Origin of the sequence: Gimesia fumaroli (genome assembly GCF_007754425.1) — a bacterium.
In the GTDB taxonomy this organism is placed as follows: Bacteria; Planctomycetota; Planctomycetia; order Planctomycetales; family Planctomycetaceae; genus Gimesia; species Gimesia fumaroli.
This window is the reverse complement of sequence record NZ_CP037452.1, coordinates 7,204,032-7,224,095: the sequence shown is the minus strand read 5'-3', so window position 1 is coordinate 7,224,095 and position 20,064 is coordinate 7,204,032. Positions and strand designations below refer to the sequence as shown.

Sequence of the window (20,064 nt, the reverse complement as noted above, 5' to 3'; positions counted from 1 at the left end):
TATCCATTCCTGACCTGCCAGATACCCAACCGGATGATTCTCGTATGTTTGCATCGCTGTGGCTTCCTTCCCTGAAGCACCAACTTCGTTCGCGTTTTTCTCGCAGCACCCGCGCCCGACGGAACCGGCACCAGCTCCCCTCCGCCCAGACACTCGTCGCCCGTAATGCCGCCGAAACGCTGGAAGACCGCACACTGCTGACCGCATTCACGGTGGTAAATACCAACGATTCCGGCGCAGGCAGTCTCCGCGACGCGATCGAACAGGCCAACGCCAATGCCGGCGCAGATACGATTTCGTTTGACGCTGCGCTCGCGGGGGAGACTTTTCTATTTTCAGAGCAGCTGAAGATTCTGGATGAGTTATCGATCGTTGGGCTGGGCGCCGATCAGATGACGTTTCAGGTTGATGGTGGCTCAGACGATAATTTCAGCCTGATCTTCATTGAAGATTACGACAGTGAAAATATTTACTCAGTTGATATTAGCGGGATCAGCTTTGATGGTGTGGGAAAAGGTCGGGCTATTTACAGCATGAAAAATTTGACCGTCACTGACTGTCAGTTTACGAATCTATCTGCACGGAAAAACGGTGGAGCAATTTTTGCAAAAAGGTATTTGACGGTTCGCAACAGTTCATTTTCGAATAATGAAACAGAGTATAGTGGAGGTGCAATTTACCACTCCATTGCTTATGTTGACTTTATGCCAGATTACCACTTCATTGTTTCCGACTCCTATTTTTACAAGAACATCGCGGGCTCCAGTGGAGGAGGCATCTGCACTAATTCTGCAACACAAGAAGTGCTTGATGGTTACTCAGGGTTACAACTATCCTCCTCGACTTTTATTCAAAATGAAAGTTCCTCAAGCGGGGGAGGAGTCTCTGTACTCAATGGCTGGATGGATATTTCAGATTCGAAATTTATTTCCAATAAATCGGTGCGTGGTGGGGGACTGAGTCAACAGCTTTCAAACTCTTATCGAAATACAGATACGGCTTCGAAAGTGAGTAACTGTGACTTTATAGAGAATTCAGCATCTTACGGTGGAGGTGGGTTTTATCAGGCCACGTGGTCTGAAGCCATTTATGAACTCGACGGTAACGAGAGGGAATTGACGGTCGCAGGGTGTGATTTTCGGGCTAATACCGCTGTTGAACGAGGAGGCGGGATGTGTCTCACCTCTGGAAATATAGGTGTTACAATTCTTGATACAGTCGTGTCAGGAAATTCATCGGAGATCGATGGCGGAGGTATATTCACTGCGACAAAGAATATATTTGTTGATCGTTGTCTGATTGACAATAATTATGCGATAGAAGCCGGAGGAGGGACCTATTCTCTTCAACATCTTCTTATCACGAACAGCACAGTATCAAAAAACACAACGGACAAATTGGGAGGGGGGGTATACGCATCGGGATATTTTACACTATCTGCTTCTACTGTTGTATTAAACTCAGCAGGTGAGAGAGGAGGGGGGTTTTATGAAAATAACCCATCAACCTATTACTCTACTGGAGGGACCAACTCGATTATTGCTGGGAATGTAGCAGCCTATTCTGGTGCCCAAACAGATGGAAGTTCCCAGTGGAATAACTGTATTATTCAGGATAGTACTGACGGCTTGCTCGACCCCGTTCTTCGTGACAATGGCGGATCCACAAAAACACACGCACTTCTTTTCAATAGTGCCGCAATTAATGCAGGTAATAATGGGGCAGCAGAATATCTTGAGCTCATAACAGACCAGCGTGGCGCTGGCTTCTCCCGTTTTGTTGACGAAACCGTTGACATCGGTGCTTTCGAATCTGAGTCCTTGCACTTACTTGTCGACTCAGCCACGGATACCGATGACGGCGACTATAGCGTCGGCAATTTGTCTTTGCGGGAAGCAATCAAGTTGTCGAATGAGTCAGCGACCACTGATACCATTACGTTTGATGCCAGCCTGTTTGATCAGACGTTGATGCTGTTTAATGAGCTGGTGATTACCGATGATGTCACCATCATCGGACACGGAGCCGAGCATCTGACTCTCAGCGGCGATGGAACCCGCCGACTCTTTCGCATTGATGACGGCGATGAAGAGACTTCCATCAGTGTGGAGTTGAGCGGGTTCACACTGACCAATGGTTTCGCGAACTACACCAGTGGCGGCGCCATTCACAGTCTGGAAACGTTGTCCATTTCCGATGTCGTGTTTGCCGACAATCAGGCCAGTGTTTTCAGTGGTTCGATTCACGGCGGCAGCTATGGCGGGGCTATCTACAGTGCCGGCGACCTGACGGTGACGAACAGTACGTTTATCCGCAACAGTGCGGACTGGTCTGGGGGTGCCATTTACAGTACCGAGGGTTTGCTGTCGATCACCGGGTGTGATTTCACAGAAAATCAAACGTCCTATTCGGGTGGAGCAATCCTGGTTCAAGACGGCGACCTGACTGTTTCTTCCAGTACGTTTACGGAAAACAGCAGTGATACCCTGGGCGGGGGGATTTACATCACGCAGGGAGTGTTAACCGTCAGCGAATCGGTCTTTACAGAGAACAGTTCGAGCGCAGGCGGGGCGATCTATCATCAGATCTCCTCGACGTTCCCTCCAGTCTTAACGGAATTGAACATTACTGACTCTACCTTTCAGGGAAATACGGCAACCTCCAGCGGAGGGGCCGTGTATTATTCGTCGGCACTCTCTGTTTATAGTTCCTATTACACTGCCTACATTGAAAATTGTCTCTTTTCAGAAAACAGTGCTAACTCAAGCTATGGAGGGGCGCTTTTTTCGGGTGGAGAAAATGTTCTTGTTTCAGGTTCCACCTTTTTCAAGAATACGGCAGGGAACCGGGGAGGCGGGATTAGCGATTATTCCCGTAATTTAACGGTTCAAAACAGTCTCTTCGAAAAGAATTCAACCAATCGTTACGGAGGCGCCCTTTATGTTGAACAGACACTGATTCTGATTAACAGTACGCTCTCAGCAAATACATCACTAGAGATCGGCGGCGGGATTGCGTTTGGCAATTCGGCTTCGAGTTTTGAGATTGTCAATTCCACATTGACCGGAAATGCGGCTGCCAGGACCGGAGGCGGTATTTATGCACTGGGGAGTATCCCTGGCACGATCACCAATTCCATCATAGCTGGAAATTCTGCTCCCTCCATTTCACAGGTTTCTCTTTCGTTTTCCCGAAACAACAGCATTGTCCAGGACAGCATTGAAGGCTTGCTGGATCCGGTGTTGAGAGACAACGGGGGCCTGACGAAAACGCATGCGTTGCTGCCGGGCAGTGCCGGCATTGATGCAGGCGATGATGAAGCCCTGGAAAATGTGAACTCATCCATTCTCAATCGCAGAGAAACCACGCATGATTCGCGGGGTGCCGGGTATGAGCGTTATCGGGGAGAGGCCATCGACATCGGTGCCTTCGAAGTACAACGCCCCTTCGCGCAGATCGAAATGACCCTGGTGGATTCCCCGACCAGCACTGCCGGGAATGGCGAAGTCGCCGCTCTACCGGAGAGCCTGGATTGGGTGGATGAATGGAGCGGCTACTGGCTGGAAATCTGGGTCAGTGCTCCCTCGGCCGCCGATCTGGGTGTGCTGTCGGTCGCACTCGATTTAAGCTACAATACGGCGATCACCACCGCGGTTGCCATTGAATATGGTGCTGCCTTTACCCTCAATCAGACGGGAGCCATCGATGATACATCCGGTTTGATTGCCAGTCTCTCAGCAGAAACGAATCTGACCGATGTGGGAGATGATCAACATGTGCTGTTTGCCCGCATTCGATTTGAATCAACCTCTGAAGACGGCATTGATCTGGATCTGGAAGGAGAAATCCTGATCCCGCAAAGCCCCGAGTTTGTGATTAACAACTTGGGAATCGTTTTTGCAGACAATACAGACAGCGAAGAAGTTCATGGTTCGGCTCCCGCAACACAGGTCTGGGCAAACCCGTTTGATCTGGATGACAATGATGCGATCAATATTCGTGATCTGATTCTGTTTATCAACCAATATTCTACCATTCCCAGTGAATCAAATTCGCCCTATGCCTGGTTCACAGATTACAATCAGGATGACCGTATCAATTCTCGTGATCTGATTTCGTTGATCAATAATTACGGAAAGCAAAAGTCAAACCAGACATCGATCAGCTATCCTCGAAATTTTCCCACTGCCTGGAAGAAACACTTAACGGTTGAACCTGCATTGTTACCACAGCAGAATGCCAACTCTGTCGATCAGACAGATGCAGAATCTGTGCTGGATGGCGTAGTTGAGTATCTCGAACCGCAGCTGACGTCCGAGGAAAATAATAAACTGGCACAGGTCAATATAGAGGTTATTGATCTGGTAGATGGTGTTTTAAGTAATACCGTTCGTGGCACGATCTATGTCGACGTGAATGCCGCCGGGTATGGCTGGTTTGTTGATGATACCCCGGGTGATAATAGTGAATTTTATCTTTCGGGTTTCCTTTCATTGACCACTTTCCCCTTTAGCGACGCTGTCGGGAAGATTGATCTCTGGACCGTCATCCTGCACGAACTTGGTCATCTGCTGGGATACGAACACGAAGCTGACGGTGTGATGCAGGACACTCTGGCCCCCGGTGTTCGGAAGCTATCCGACTGGGCCGATGATGAGACCGATTCCTTCTTCAGCACTATCGGCGAAGATTCGGGACTGGTTCTCTTTTAAGGATTGAATATACGGCCTGTATGGTTTTGCCTGATCTCTGAGCAAAACGCCCCTTTGTATTACCTGTTTGGTGGGGAATCAGTCGTTGTGTTTGGTCGAGCCTCTGATAGTATACAAAGCTCTAAATGACTGATATCCATCCATAACCTGCCTGATTTCCACTTGGATTGTTCCCATATGTTTCCATCACTGTGGCTTTCTTCACTGAAACGTCAACTCTACTCCCGTTTTTCTCGCAGCGCCCACGCCCGACGCAACCGTCAGCAACGGCATCAACTTCCTTCCGCCCGGGCTCTGATTTCCCACAATGCCGTCGAAAGACTGGAAGACCGCACGCTTTTGACCGCATTTACAGTCGTGAATACCAACGACTCCGGCGCAGGCAGTCTCCGCGACGCGATCGAACAGGCCAACGCCAATGCCGGCGCAGATACGATTTCGTTCGACGCCGCACTGGCAGCGCAGACGATTGTGGTCTCAACCGAGATGCAGATCACAGACGACCTGATGCTGACCGGTCTGGGGGCCGATCTGCTGACGCTTGACGGCAATGGCGACAGTCGGATTTTTAACATCGATGACGGCAGTTTTGAAACGATGCTGACGGTCAGCCTCTCCGGCATGACACTCACCAATGCTTTTAACAGCATCGGCGGTGCCGTATTCAGTCATGAGGATCTGACTCTTGAAAATTGTACGATCTCTGGCAATCAAAGTGGGTGGCGAGGGGCCGGCGTCTATTCAGAGCAGGGGCGCCTTTTCATCACAGGTTCTACATTCGCTGAGAATCAGACTCTCTATTCTTCCTCTTCAGGTGCAGGGATCTATAGCGTCGATTCCACGTTGACTGTCAGAGACAGTACGTTCCATAAAAATGAAACCTTCACTTCCGGTGGTGGCATATTTTACACTTACGAAACAGGAACGACCTCCCTGGAAGTGAGCAACTGCACGTTCACAGAAAATATTGGTGGTGGTGGAGGCGGCATCAGTGTATTTCGCGGCAGCGTGATCGTTTCGGATTCGACGTTTTACCAGAATCAGGCGATGACTGAAGACGCACCTGCATCGGGGGGTGGGGGGATTTCCGTCCGGTACGGAGCGATCAGTGTAACGAACAGTCGGTTCGAACAGAACACGGCAGTCGAAAATGGTGGAGCGATTTATCATGACTCTAGTGGTACCCTGGTGGTTTCTGAAAGTACATTTCTGCAAAATAGCGCGCAGTCAGGCGGGGGGATTTATAATCTGAGTTCCTTGTTGAGTGTTATCGACAGTGAGTTCACTGAGAACGAAGCAAGCGGCGACAGTGAAAGCACCGGCGGCGGCATCTACGCAATGAGTGGTGAGATAATCGTTCAGGGGTCCGACTTCTCTGATAACTCCGCCCAGTCTTACGGTGGTGGGGTTGGTATTTATAGAACGAAGATCACTGTGGAACGCAGCACCTTCAGCCAAAATTCAGCCGGCCTGAGTGGAGGGGGGCTGTCTATTCGAGGAGATTCAAATAATTATGCTCGAGTGACGATCGCAGAAAGTACCTTCGTTGAAAATAGTTCGGGAGTCGCAGGCGGTGCGGTTTACAGTACTACTGCCGGTTCTGCAAAGATCTACAATACGACCATCTCCCAGAATCAAACTGCCACCTATGGTGGTGGATTGTATTCGATACACGCTTCAAGTCTGTCGGTCGTCAACAACACCATTGTGCTCAATGAGGCAACGGGCAGCGATAGCCAGAGCGGCGATGGCGGGGGCATTTATATTGTCACTTCTGGTGCCACAGTTATAAACAACATTATCGCCGGTAACCTGGCAGACAATAATTCCCAGATTAAAGGTGTTATCGGGAATGTTCCAAACCTTATCACAGAGACTATCGACGGCCTGATCGATCCTGAGTTAAAGAATAATCGGGGAGGCAAAACCAAAACTCATTTCCTGCTGGACGGCAGTGCCGCGATCAATGCGGGTAATAATCAGGCTGTGGCGGCAGCCGGTCTGCTGTATGACCAACGGGGAACGGGCTATGCACGAATTTATGATGGAATCGTCGACTTCGGCGCCTATGAATTCAACGATCATTTACTCGTGGTGAATACCGTTGCGGATGAAGTCGACGGCGATTATTCCTACGGCAACTTGTCGCTACGCGAAGCGATTCAACTCACCAACGAATCGCCCTTTCATGAACGTATTGAATTTGATGCCTCCCTGTTGTCCGGCCAAACCATTGTCCTCACCGATGAAATCCTGATTTCCGATAACCTGACGATTGTCGGACTGGGCGCCGATCAACTCACGCTGGACGGGAATGGCGACAGTCGGATCTTTCGGATCAATTATGGCAGCCTGAGTACGAAAATCAGTGTGGATATCAGTGGCTTGACCTTCACGAATGGTACTGCCGCGACGGGAGGGGCCATTTACAGCCGGGAGACGCTTTCGATTTCGGATTCGGTCTTCAGCGGGAATTCGGCTACTCAAGCTGGTGGCGGAATCTTTAATTTTAGTGGTGATCTTTCGGTCGTGAATTCAAAGCTGATCGGGAACACAACAGGTACGTCAGAGGATGATGGCTCGGGGGGCGCCATCAGTCACTCGAGTGGTATGCTGACTGTTGACGCTTCAGAATTTACTGATAACGAAGCGATTGGAGCAGGGGGCGCGATTTATATTTCTTCGTCGGTTGAGGCGAGGATTTCACATTCGACGTTTTCTACCAATGTCGCAAATACCGGCGGCGCCATTTCCAAGGGGAATGGTTTGTTGATTGTTGAGGATTGTGATTTCACGGAAAATCAAGCCATCGCTGGAACCGGCGGCGCATTCTATGTTACGGGCGGAACCACGCAGATCAATGCGAGCGAGTTCACCGAAAATGTATCCCAGACGAGCGGCGGTGCCATTCATAGTCTCGATGGAACCCTGGCGGTCTCAACAACGACCTTTCTAGAGAACAGGGCCAGCGGACTGGGAGGGGCCGTTCATATCGGTTTGGCCGACGTCACAATCCAGGAATCGACTTTCACAGGCAACCAGGGGAACAGTGGCGGCGCGATTGGAATGCAGGGCTACGGCTCATCACTGGTGTTGGTCAGCTCCACCTTAAACCAGAACGTCGCCACAATCTCTGGTGGTGCGCTTTTCAACAACGGGGCCATCAGCGTTACGGTTCTGAACAGCACGTTCTCAGATAATCGGGCTGGATTCCATGGCGGTGCGATTTATGAATTTGTGAATACAGTCGTGTCCGTCATTAATAGCACGATCATCAATAATGAAGCGACCACGTTCACAGGCGGAGGCATTTTCCGACAACAGGGCGGGACCGGTACATTCGAACTGAGGAACAGTATTGTTTCCGGGAATCGGGGAGGACAGTTTGCCGGCAGTTATTCCGGATCCAATAACATTATGCAGTCCAGTCTCGTGGGACTCATTGATCCCGTATTGCGCGACAATGGGGGACCGACGCTAACGCACGCCTTAGTGACCGGAAGTGCGGCCATTGACGCCGGCAGTAATTCAGTAGCCCAGTCTGCCGGTCTTACGAAAGATCAGCGTGGGGGCATTCATCATCGCATACTCAATGGAACGGTCGACATCGGTGCCTATGAATCCTACTCCGGTGTATTGCAGGTCGATTCCTTTTCCGACGTCGTTGATGGAAATTATGCCGCCGGACAGTTAACCTTGCGGGAAGCGATCGAAATTGCAAACAGCACCCCGGAAGACGACCAGATTGTCTTCAGTTCCAGTCTGGCCAATCAGACCATTGTGCTGAGCAGTGAGATTCTGATTTCCAGCAGTATGACCATCACGGGACTCGGTGCCGAGTTACTGACCATCAGCGGAAACAACAGCACGCGAATCTTTCGCATTGACGACTCGAACGCGGAAACAGATCTGATCGTCGGCTTGAGTGGACTCTCCCTGATTAACGGGTTTTCCAATAACGGTGGTGCGATTCTGAATTTCGAAAACCTGACCGTTTCTGACAGTGTTCTATCTGGAAATGATGTCAGGGTCGTGCAGTTTGTGAGTGAAACATTAAACAACGGTGGTGCCATTTCAAATAACGATGGCACACTCACGGTCCTGAATAGTACGTTTACGGACAACTTTGCCTTTTCCGGTGGTGGCATTTACAGCAGCGGTGGTTCATTGACTGTGACTGGCAGTGAGTTCAATCATAATTCCGCGACGTCCCGATCAGGAGGCGGGCTGTTTCAATCCGATGGAAATCTAACCGTTCACCAGAGTCAGTTCCTGGAAAACTCAGGGAAGAATGGGGCTGGGATCGCTTTTGAAGTTAATGCCACGCAAAATGAACCACAGCCTGTGTGGACCATGAATGTCACCAACAGCACTTTCATTGGTAACACGGGAGGTACAGGAGGGGGAATACACTTTGACTCACCGTCAAAAACTCTGGACCAACTGGCGTTTGTGACCGATTGTACGTTTACGCAAAATGTAACCGTCTACGATGGTGCCGGGATCTTTTTTAACAGTGGACAGGCCGTGATTGAACGATGTGATTTCACGGAGAACATTTCTGACCGAACGGGGGGAGGAATTGGAAATGAGTGGGCCACATTAATGGTGAAAGAGAGTAGTTTTACTGGTAATTCCGCGCGGCTGTATGGCGGGGGCATCGCCAATGGCGGTTTCTTTGAACAGGAAGGGGGTGGCGATGTTACCATCATCAACTGCACGATTGCCGAGAACGTCTGCGCGTCAGCTGGAGGCGGTTTCTTCACGTATTCGGGGACTGTGAATATCATCAACAGCACGCTTTCCGGCAATTATGCGACCCAAACAGGGGGGGCCATCTACACGCGCTGGGAACGTCCGTCTGTAGTTAATATTTATAATAGTACGCTTACAGGCAATTCAGCTAAATATGGTGGGGGGATCTCGAGCCATTCTAATCCATTCACAATTACAAACAGTATCGTTGCAGGCAACTCGTCTCATCAGTCCCCTGACCAGAACAATGGATGGATGACTTTCCAGAACAGCATTGTTCAGGATGAGATCGACGGTCTGCTCGACCCTGTCTTACGAGATAACGGCGGCCATACCAAAACGCACGCGCTCCTGCTTGGCAGCGCTGCGATTGACGCTGGAGATAATGAGGCAGTCGCTAGTGCCGAGATTGAGTTTGATCAACGAGGAATTGGCTATGATCGTATTGTAGGAGGGGCCGTTGATATTGGTGCTTACGAAGTCCAGGTTCTCAGTACTCAGATCGATCTTCGAATTGTCGATACCAAATCGACCACGTCAGAAAATGGAGAATCAACGTCCCTCCCCTCAAACCTGGGCTGGCTTGATGAGTGGAGTGGTTATTGGCTGGAAATCTGGATCAGTACTCCCTCCACGAGTGAATTGGGGATTCTATCAGCCGCACTCGATCTAACCTACAACACTGCGATTACGTCCGCGACCGATATTGAGTATGGTGCCGCGTTTACGATCAATCAAACGGGAATTATCAACGACCAGACGGGCACGATTGAGAACCTGTCGGCGGAGACCAGCCTGACAGATGTGGGTGGTGATCAGCATGTCCTGTTTGCCCGAATTAAGTTTGAATCAACGGTCGAAGATGGCGTTGATCTGGATCTGGAAGGTCAAAGCCTGAACCCGCAAAGCCCTGGTTTTGTAGTGAATCACCCAGACATATTGTTTATAGACGATCTTGCCAGTGAAGAACTTCATGGCCCGGCCCCCGCAACACAGGTCTGGGCAAACCCGTTTGATCTGGATGACAATGATGCGATCAATATTCGTGATCTGATTCTGTTTATTAACCAGTATTCTATCATTCCCAGTGAGTCAAATTCGACTTATGCCTGGTTCGCAGATTACAACCAGGATGACCGCGTCAATTTTCGTGATCTGATTTCACTGATCCATAATTACGGTAAGCGAAAATCAAACCAGACACCCATCAGCTACCCTCAAAATTATCCAGAGGCGTGGAGCCAGTTGCTCAACGTCGACAGTCAAAGTGAAGTACAGACAAACGCTCAACCCGTGACACAGTCTGCCGCAGAAGCCGTACTGGGGTCAGTGGTTGAGCAGTTTAGCCCTAAGCTAACACCCAGCCAGACAGAAACGTTGGCGCAGGTGGATATCGAAGTCGTTGACCTGGCTGGCGAGACTCTGGGCCGCGCCGTTCCCGGTACTATTTATATTGACATCAACGCCGCCGGTCGCGGCTGGTTCGTGGATGCCACTCCCGCCGATCACAGTGAGTTTGCTTATGCCAGCGAACTGACTCTGATCGCCTTACCTGACAGCGAAGCCGCTGATGGTGTTGATCTCTGGACCGTTATTCTGCACGAACTCGGTCATCTGCTGGGATACGAACACGAAGCCGAAGGTGTGATGCAGGAAACGCTGGTGCCTGGCGTTCGGAAGCTATCCGACTGGGCCGATGATGAGACCGATTCCTTCTTCACCGATCTGACAGAGGACACCAGCCTCTTCGCATTCTAGAACGAGTTCGGCTCTGACAGGATTTCCTGATCTGGATCAGTCGCGGATGTCGCCGATCGGCTGGGGTTTGGTTAGAATGGGGATAATGACTCTCACTGTCCCTTGATCAACAGGAATCTGAATCCTATGCAAACCTCGACCGCCGCTCATGTTGTTTTCCGAATGTGTTTTTCTAAATCATCTTTCTTGTTGTCGGCGATATTACTGGTCGCTTGCTGTTGCACTTTGACTTTTCCGGTTCATGCAGCCGATGATACTTCGATCAAGCATTCGTTTCTGGGTGTGGGGAAAGCCAATCGGGCAGTCATCGTAGGCGAGGATGGGAACGTGGAATGGAAATTCGACATGCCGGCCAGTGACGGCTGGGTCCTGCCAAACGGCAATGTGCTCCTGGCTTTGTATGGTACCAAAGAGTTTCCCAACGGTGGCGTCGTCGAAGTCGATCGGACAACGAAACAGATTCTGTTTCAGTATAAGGGTCGTCAGAAAGAAATCAGCACCGTGCAACCCTTACCGGACGGCTCATTTCTGGTTGCCGAACTGGGGCCGGAACCGCGCGCTATCGTCATCAATCGTAAAGGTGAGATTGTGAAAACGACTCCCCTGCAGTGCCAGAAACAAAACTCGCATATGCAAACCCGCATGCTGCGTCTGCTGCCCAATGGCAATTATATTGCCCCGCATCTGCTCGACTTTGCTGTAAAAGAATACAAGCCGGATACCGGCGAGGTGGTGCGGGTGATCGCAACTGATGAACGGGGGCGCGAGAAACGGGACTGGCCTTTCACCGCCATTCGATTAAAAAACGGCAACACGCTGATCGCCTGCACGAACGGAAACCGCATCATCGAGACAGATGCTGCTGGCAAGATTGTCTGGAGTGTCACCAACGAAGATCTGGGAGAACCTCTGTTCCAGGACGCCTGCGGTGCGCAGCGATTACCAAACGGCAATACCGTGATCGCCAGCTATCGCGCCAAGGGAGATCAGGTGAAGTTGTTCGAAGTCACTCCGGAAAAGAAAGTGGTCTGGCGCTATTCAGGAATGAAATCCGGGTTTCACCACTTTCAAATTCTGACCACCAACGGCAAACCAGTTAAAGAAAACACCTGGAAATAACTGCGGACCAGTCGCCAGGGCCAGGTTGCGTTTCTTAATTTGAACGGTCCTTACCAAAGAGCGTCCAACCGGGGCCAGGTAGTGTTTCTTAATTCGAACGGTGCATACCTAAGAAGGTCCAACCGGGGCTAACGCCCTGCGGCTAATGGGTCTTTTCTGCGGTCATCGTTCAGAACGATTCAATTCACGTCACCTGTCGGATGTTCGCGTCAGGGGAACATTCCTCTGAGAGCGCCGGGCTGATTCCACGAACCGGCTTGCACGCGTTCTCGTTCGCAGGTGTAGTTGTGAACTGAGTGCGTCTGTGGTCATTCAGTACGTGGTGGCGTAACGGTTTCGAAAAAAAATGCGCAGCGAGAATGCCAGGTCTGGTTCAAGCTGAGCACCGCCGTGTGATGCCAAATGAACGTCTTGTGATCCGCTATGAAGTTTCAGGGAGAGTTTCTGAAGTCGATCGAATGCGTAACGAAAACTGGAGGGAGTTTGAGCACTGCTTAAGAATGTTTGTGTCGTTACCAGTAAAAAGAAGGGGGTTTTATAGTGCAGGAATCAGTAGAGGATCGGGACAGGCAGTGCTTATCGAGGGGCTGTCTCGCGCGCGACGCTAAGTCCGCAAGTATCGGGGGCGGCGAGTCGCAGTCAAGTGTAGTTTATGCCCCTTTTCAGAGAAATCTGACGGGCATTGATGCGTGTTGTTCACGCGATCTGGACTGCAGCATGGTTTCAATTTTCAATGAAGCAGCAGCAGGGAATACGATCATTATTTTTGTTGTATTTCAAGTCGCTTCTTAGTAGCGTGGTTCAATAGGCACGTCGATAACATCCCCATTTCATGCGCTCATTCTAGAGAACGAATCTTATGCTGGATCCCTGGGTTTCTTTATTAGATATTGTCAAACTATTTTCAGAGCTTGAAGAAGGAAACGCAGAGCGGCTGAATACGTTCCTTGCAGAAAATGACCGTCGGGTAATTAGCGACGGTCGAAGTTATCTGGCATTCACTCATGATGTTGAAAGACGTGATAGCTATGGAAAAACATCTTATCGAGACCGTCAACCAGAAGAGGGGGGAGATGCCCGGCAAGTGCTGGTTGTCGTTGATAAGGTGTGTCCGGCGATGAATTACTGGGAGATTCTTATTCCTTTAAAGACGCGAGTTACGGTGCTGGCCTGGAACGAGAATGTATTGACTGTTACCACAGAGGAAGAAACGCTGGATGTTCCGGTTGAACGCTTTGCGGTGCTTAAGAAAAAAAAACCGAAACGGATGGAATTTGTGCCGGAAGAGGAGTTGGAGCAGCTCTATGAATGTTTGGCCGGCCGCGCTGAAATAACTGTTGAGGAAGATCGATCGGCTAAGTCACCTAAGGATTTTGAAGGTACGATCTGGTACAGCAAGTATCCGTTCGAAGTCGATCAGAAAAAATCGGGACTGACACACTGTTATAATATTGGTTTGGATGAATGGTACTGGGGATTGGGGGTGACAAGTTTTGATCGGGAAGATCTAGATCTAGATCTTGATGAAGACGGATGCCCCGATGATGGTCCCACATTTGAAACCTTCTTCGAAATTCCAGGATGTGCCTCCTGGATGGAGTTTAAGAAGGCCAAAATCAAGTTGAGCGAGGATGAGGCGGAGGATAATTCCAATGTTTACATAGGTTGGCACTTATCAGTTTCCCAACAAAAATTGACTCTGAAGAAACTGAATCCGCGAAGCGTTCAAGTTGATGGTAGCTGGAAAACATACGAATACGATGACCCGGCTGCGAAGATGAAGCTGGCTTCGCCGATTCCTTTTCGTGGTCTCAAAGTCGTTCTGGAAAACCATCCCGATAAAGAACATCAGCCCGCTGCTCTCAAACTGGCGGAGCAGCATCTTGCATCAACTTATGACTTGAGTTTATTTGAAGATCCGGAAATCTCCGGCGCTGTGGTCATGTTTTCATTGAAGTCGGAAAACGAGAACTAAGTTCGGATCAGACTGTATTACTGACGATCTTGCTGTCGCGGCCCGACGTTCTTGACCGGACTGTCGGGTTGCAGCGAGAGATCGCCTGAATTCGCAGCTTTGAATCGGGGGTCCTGACCATAGCTGCCGCCGGTTTCGCGTGTGGGGAGCCGCACCAGTTGTTGTGTGCGCTCGGGCCGATCGAGGAGATACCACCAGTTGTCTGCGAACTGAAAGGTTTCAGGAGCGGTCTGAGGGCCGATGTTAATCACTTCACGGACTTCGTCGGAACGCAGTACGACAAGGTTATTTGTAAATCGTCCTTTGCGCGAAGGGACGAATGAGTTGTTTTTGTTTTCCTGAAGGATTCGCAATACCCATTTGGCAGGACGATAAATGGTATTGTGATGTACGTGAGCTCCATCAACGCCGACAAAGGCAATAGCGGCCATGGACCCGATAAAAGTGCAATCCTCGACGGTAATATCTTTGGCTTCAAATCCAGCAGGCTGAGGTCGAAAAAACGGAAGTCCCGTACTACCGCCAATATTAATGGCGCGGCTGCCAGCATTCTCAAAGCGACAATGACTGACGGTGATGTTTCGACTTCCCCCTTTCATTTGTACGCCGTTGCCGTAGATATTATCACCATCGCGAAACGTGCAGCCGGAGATCGTGCCACGTTGACAGCCGACCATGTCAATGCCCGACCCTTTTTGTCCCCAGCGTTTGACGGTGCAGTTTTGAATTTGAAAATCATTCAACCCTGAGAGCTTGATGCCGTCATGGTTGCGGTCAGAGCCGATGTCTTGAACAGTCAGATTGCGTAGCACAACATGATGGGCGGGCGTCTCTTTTGAGCCACCATCGTCGATGTTAAGGCCGTTTGCGCGGGCACCTTGGAGTATCAGGTGCCGCAGTTCAACATGCGCTGGTTGAATGAGATGCAGACAGGTATTCCCGCCTTCGAAAATCGGAGGCTGGCGAGGGTCGGCTGCCGCAATAAGAATGGGCTGCTTCGCGGTACCCTTTAGATTGTTCAGACTCAAACCACCTTGATATTTACCTGGTGCGACGAGGACTGTGGTTCCTGGTTTTGCAGAATTGAGGGCTCGTCGCAATTCTTCATTGCGACTCACATGAATGTTGATTGAGTTCGCTCTCTCAATGTTAGTCGAACCATGATCTGGCGGTGCAGCAGGAGCAGCTTGAATCGTGGTTGCCATCAACAGGGCTGCAGTGAAGCGAGAGAAGACAGTCACGGTAAAAGCCCCCAATCGATTCTTGCTGGTTTCCTGATTTTGCTGATACTCGAACAAACGAACGAGTTGCGCGCTTAACCAGTTACTTTTTTTCAGAGAAATCATCTAAGAATGCACCTGTCTATTGGGATGTGGTCTATTCATAGATCGAAATTGCTATGCAGTGATCTTCCAGGAAGATGGGAATCATTGTCAAATTGAGTATAAGCAGACGAGAAATGGTGTCAATTCAATTGTGACCATCGATCAAGGTGGGGGCGATTCCGCAAAAGCGTCTGGAAACAGAAAATGTATTGATTCCATCAGCCGGCGCATAAGAAAACCCCGGAATGGCGAATATCGCGATTCCGGGGTTAAATAAGTGGCGGGGACAGGATTCGAACCTGCGACCTCGAGGTTATGAGCCTCGCGAGCTACCGGGCTGCTCCACCCCGCGCTATGGGTCCTGCGAGAGGACGATTAAAGAGCAGTTTAAGCTTGAAGTAACGTCTTGTACAGGCGTTGCTTAAGTGTCTAAAGCCCTAAATACAGTGAGCAAATGCTGTTACTGTATCTCGCGATTATAGACACGTCCCCCGCATTCGTCGAGTAACTTTCTCTAAATTCCCTGAATTCGATCCCAATAACGCTGGATCAAGCGTTAATCTGGGGCTAATCATTCATATTCCCACTTCAGGAACCAGGGATCCTTGGTCTTTTTCTGCCAGGCTTTCAGTTTATCCTGCATTTTTGTCAGAGTTTCCTGGTGTTTCGGCTCAAATGCCAGATTCTTCGATTCGTAGGGATCGACTGACAAATCATACAGTTCGTGTTTGGGCCGATGCAGATACGAGTAAACCGTTCGTTGGCCGAACATTTTATCACCCCGTTTTAAAACACCCTGCCAGGTGGGGGACCGATATAAATCGGATGCGAAGGGGTAGGGGAGTTTATGGGCAATGTTGAAGATATACTTATAGTTGCCACTCAGGATGACCCGCATTGGATAATACATGGTGATTTCATGGAACGTATGGGATGCGTAACTTTCGTCAAATTCGGGGGCCTGTTCTTTGTCGAGAGCACCTAAAAAAGAGCGGCCGTGGAATTTGTAGGGAACCGGTTTTCCTCTGCCTTCCACGCGTTTGCCGTTATTTTCGACGGTTCGCAGGGGAGGCACTGGTTTCGGTGTTACATCACAGTAGTCTAGAATCGTGGGCGTCAGGTCGGCCCAGGTAACCAGAGCGTCGGTGGTGATGCCTTGTTTTTTCTGGCTCGGATCGCGGACGATTAACGGCAGGTTCATCCCCGGCTGATAAAGGTTTGTCTTGGCGCCCGGGAACGGGGGGCCATTATCACTGAGGAACATGACCAGCGTATCTTCCCAGTGGCCGGTTTCTTTTAATGTGTTGATCAGTGAGACAACCCCCTGATCGAGTCGGGAGATAGCCTGATAGTATTCGGCCAGTTCTTCCTGGACTTCTTGGTGATTGGGAAGCCACGGCGGAACCTGGATCTGTTCCGGCTTGTAGGTGATCGGAGTCACGCCGGGATAGTGATCGGGGTCGGCATTGAAATTGGAATAGCCGTCGGGACCACCTCCGCGATGGGGATCGCTACTACAGTAGTAGAGGAAGAACGGCCGATCGTCGTCTTCGGTGATCCACTCTTTGGCATTGGCCGCCATCCGGATTGAATTTCGGTTTCCCTGAACTCCTTTATTACGATATTCCTGAAACTGATAGACGTACTCAGGAGCCAGATGATATTTTCCAATTGAACAGGTTCGATAGCCGGCTTCTTCCAGAATGATTGGCAGCGATTTGACCGTAGCGTAGGTACTAAAATGGTTGTAACCATGAGCGTGACCGTAATGGCCGGTGGCATGGTTATACAGTCCCGTCATGATCACCGAGCGGCTGGCAGAGCAACTGGCGGTCGTGCAATGGGCGCGCGTGAAGCGGGTTCCTGATTCAGCCAGCATATCGATACCGGGGGTTTTGATTACTTTATTGCCGTAGCAGCCGGCTTGAAAGCCCTGGTCGTCGACGACAATCACCAGAACATTTTTCTGTTTCGCAGCAGCAGAGGCCGGTTCGACGGAAACAAACAACAACAGCAGGCAGAGCATTCCGTAGAGACATCGATACATGGTGTTGCTTTCTCAATGGAAGTAAAAGGCGGGAATCGGATGCATGATTTACTGTAAGGCTTCGTATCGATTCTAATCTCCCGGGGGACCAATCGCAAATCGGCAATTGGGAAAGCGGGGGAGTTTATGCGAAACGTGCGAATTCGGTCAGGACTGGCTTGCGACAGGGGGGATTCCTTTCGATAATTAAGTAATTCTTGATGAGTTCGCTCTTCCTGCCTGAGTCGAAAAGTCGGCTGGTGGGGAGCCTAAGTATACTGACAACAGAATGAAAGCAATGACTATGACCACCTTGAAACGTGTCGCAACAATGTGTGCTGTGCTGATGGCTGTTTCCGCCTTGAATTTCGCTGAAGCAGAAGAATGTAAGTTGAATCAGCCTCCCGAAGGGTATACGGCTTTGTTCAACGGTAAGGATTTAACTGGCTGGAAAGGTCTGGTAGGCAACCCCAAGACTCGCGCCAAAATGAGCCCGGAAGAACTGGCGAAAGCACAAAAAAAAGCAGATCAGGAGATGCGCGATCACTGGAATATTGTGGATGGTGTGATTGTCTTTGATGGCAAAGGGAAAAGTCTGTGTACCGCTAAGGACTACAAAAACTTTGATTTGTTGGTAGACTGGAAAATCAAGAAAGATGGAGATAGTGGCATTTATCTGCGAGGATCACCCCAGGTTCAGATTTGGGACCCCGCAGTGAAGGCAGCCAACGGCGTTGGTTCCGGCGGGTTGTACAATAATAAAAAGAATCCCGATAAGCCTCTGCTGACAGCAGATAACCCTGTGGGGGAATGGAATACGTTCCGGATCAAAATGGTGGGTGAGAAAGTCAGCGTCTGGTTGAATGGGAAGCTGGTAGTCGATGATACGACTCTGGAAAACTATTGGGAACGCGATAAGCCGATTTATGAAACGGGCCAGATTGAATTACAGAACCACGGAAATACACTTTATTTTCGTAACGTGTTTATTAAAGAGCTGGACTAGCTTTAGCGAGTCTAAATCTGAATGAACAGAAAGCGTAGAGAGTCGGCTCTCTGCGCTTTCTGTTTTATCGCCGTTGAATTTTTAACGAAACTTCACTTTATGCCCTCATCGGATGCACCACTGTCTGACCCGACTGCGCTGGCCCGCTTTGGCAAACTGGAAGTGGTCACGCGCCTGATTGTCGAAGGCTTTATGATGGGGCAGCACAAAAGTCCTTATAAAGGAGCGAGTGTCGAATTTGTGGAGCATCGGCAGTATTACCCCGGCGATGAAATTCGACACATCGACTGGCGGGCTTACGGCAAAACTGGAAAGTATTACGTTAAAGAATTCGAAGAAGAGACGAACTTACGCTGCTATCTGTTACTCGACTGTTCCGGCAGCATGGCCTACGCGGGTAAGACGCTCAGTAAGTTTGATTATGCACGTCAGTTAGCGGCGGCACTGGGATATCTATTGCTGAGTCAGCGTGACGCGGTCGGTCTGATTACGTTTGACAACGCACGGCGTGATTTTATTGAACCATCAGCGAATCCGAAGAACTTTGGTCAGATGCTGGAGATCCTGGAGAACTCGAAGCCGCGGCATGAGACGGCGATCTCCACGGTCTTGAATGAAGTGCTGCCTTTGATCAAACGTCGTAGCCTGGTGGTGTTGATCTCCGATTGTTTTGATGAACCGGAAGCGTTAACAACCACGTTAAAACAGTTACGACATGACCGCCACGAAGTACTTCTGTTTCAAGTCGTGACGCCGGAAGAGGAAGAGTTCCCATTCAGCAAGCCGACCCAGTTTCGCAGTCTGGAACGGAGTGGTCATCATCAACTCGTTGATCCCCACCAACTCAGGGCACGCTATCTTGAGCAGTATCAGGAATTTTGCGACACGTTGTCCCGGCAGTGCGGTTCAGTCAAGGTGGATTATCTCAAGTTCCGTACGACCGATCCTTATCATCTGGCACTCGGTGCCTTTCTGAATCAGCGAACGCGACCCGGACGAAAGTGATTGATTGAAATCATGTCAGGCGAAAAAATACCCATTAACCGCACCATGGTCGGCGTGATCTCACTTGCCTGCCTGCTCACAGCGGGTTACCTGCATCAGTTCGTGACCATCGAGCAGTTCGCTCAGAAAGTGGCGGCTACAGGGGCGTTCATGCGAGTTGGGTTGCTGATGTTTGCATTCTGGCTGGCGCTACCGGGGAAAAACAGGGAAGCGGCTTGGGCCAATGTTTCTCCCTGGTTTTTTGTGGGGTTGATTCTGGCGATCTTTGGTGTTGCCTATCGTCCCAAAATTGCGGTTCCCCTGATTATCGTCTTCGCTGTGGTTGGTTTTGTACTGCGACCTCGTAAGAAGAAGCGCGCTCCGCGACGTTAATCAGGCAGTCG

At 50.1% G+C, this 20,064-nt stretch carries 9 protein-coding genes and 1 tRNA gene; 7 read left to right on the top strand and 3 right to left on the bottom strand.

The window, feature by feature from the left end; translation table 11 throughout:
- Positions 1-44 precede the first annotated feature (44 nt).
- The 4 genes from Enr17x_RS27320 to Enr17x_RS27305 all read left to right on the top strand — a co-directional run bounded on the left by Enr17x_RS27320 (position 45) and on the right by Enr17x_RS27305 (position 14,319).
- Positions 45-4,712 (top strand): choice-of-anchor Q domain-containing protein, encoded by a 4,668-nt coding sequence (locus tag Enr17x_RS27320; RefSeq protein ID WP_198000832.1) that lies wholly within the window; start codon positions 45-47, stop codon positions 4,710-4,712.
- A gap of 177 nt (positions 4,713-4,889) precedes the next feature.
- Positions 4,890-11,225, top strand: coding sequence for a choice-of-anchor Q domain-containing protein (locus Enr17x_RS27315; protein WP_145313278.1), 6,336 nt, complete (start codon positions 4,890-4,892; stop codon positions 11,223-11,225).
- A gap of 126 nt (positions 11,226-11,351) precedes the next feature.
- The gene (locus tag Enr17x_RS27310; RefSeq protein WP_198000831.1) at positions 11,352-12,344 is read left to right on the top strand and encodes a beta-propeller domain-containing protein; all 993 of its coding nucleotides are present in this window, start codon (positions 11,352-11,354) and stop codon (positions 12,342-12,344) included.
- Between the two features lie 859 nt (positions 12,345-13,203).
- The gene (locus tag Enr17x_RS27305; RefSeq protein WP_145313276.1) at positions 13,204-14,319 is read left to right on the top strand and encodes a hypothetical protein; all 1,116 of its coding nucleotides are present in this window, start codon (positions 13,204-13,206) and stop codon (positions 14,317-14,319) included.
- A gap of 17 nt (positions 14,320-14,336) precedes the next feature.
- Here the strand turns inward: Enr17x_RS27305 and Enr17x_RS27300 are convergent, their stop codons facing one another.
- The 3 genes from Enr17x_RS27300 to Enr17x_RS27290 form a co-directional block, all read right to left on the bottom strand.
- Entirely contained in the window at positions 14,337-15,665 is a 1,329-nt protein-coding gene (locus Enr17x_RS27300; protein ID WP_198000830.1) for a right-handed parallel beta-helix repeat-containing protein, read from the bottom strand.
- Between the two features lie 257 nt (positions 15,666-15,922).
- A tRNA-Met gene (locus tag Enr17x_RS27295) sits at positions 15,923-15,996 on the bottom strand.
- Between the two features lie 219 nt (positions 15,997-16,215).
- Positions 16,216-17,691: a sulfatase family protein gene (locus tag Enr17x_RS27290; RefSeq protein ID WP_145313274.1), complete on the bottom strand. Its 1,476-nt coding sequence runs from the start codon at positions 17,689-17,691 to the stop codon at positions 16,216-16,218.
- Positions 17,692-17,968: 277 nt separating this feature from the next.
- On the opposite strand from Enr17x_RS27290, the gene Enr17x_RS27285 reads away from it, so the two are divergent.
- The 3 genes from Enr17x_RS27285 to Enr17x_RS27275 all read left to right on the top strand — a co-directional run bounded on the left by Enr17x_RS27285 (position 17,969) and on the right by Enr17x_RS27275 (position 20,053).
- A complete protein-coding gene (locus Enr17x_RS27285; protein ID WP_145313272.1) occupies positions 17,969-18,676 on the top strand; it encodes a 3-keto-disaccharide hydrolase in 708 nt (235 codons plus the stop codon).
- Between the two features lie 99 nt (positions 18,677-18,775).
- Positions 18,776-19,681, top strand: a complete 906-nt coding sequence (locus tag Enr17x_RS27280; RefSeq protein ID WP_232100871.1) for a DUF58 domain-containing protein — start codon at positions 18,776-18,778, stop codon at positions 19,679-19,681.
- A 12-nt stretch (positions 19,682-19,693) separates the two neighbouring features.
- A complete protein-coding gene (locus Enr17x_RS27275) occupies positions 19,694-20,053 on the top strand; it encodes a hypothetical protein (protein ID WP_145313268.1) in 360 nt (119 codons plus the stop codon).
- Positions 20,054-20,064: the final 11 nt, after the last annotated feature.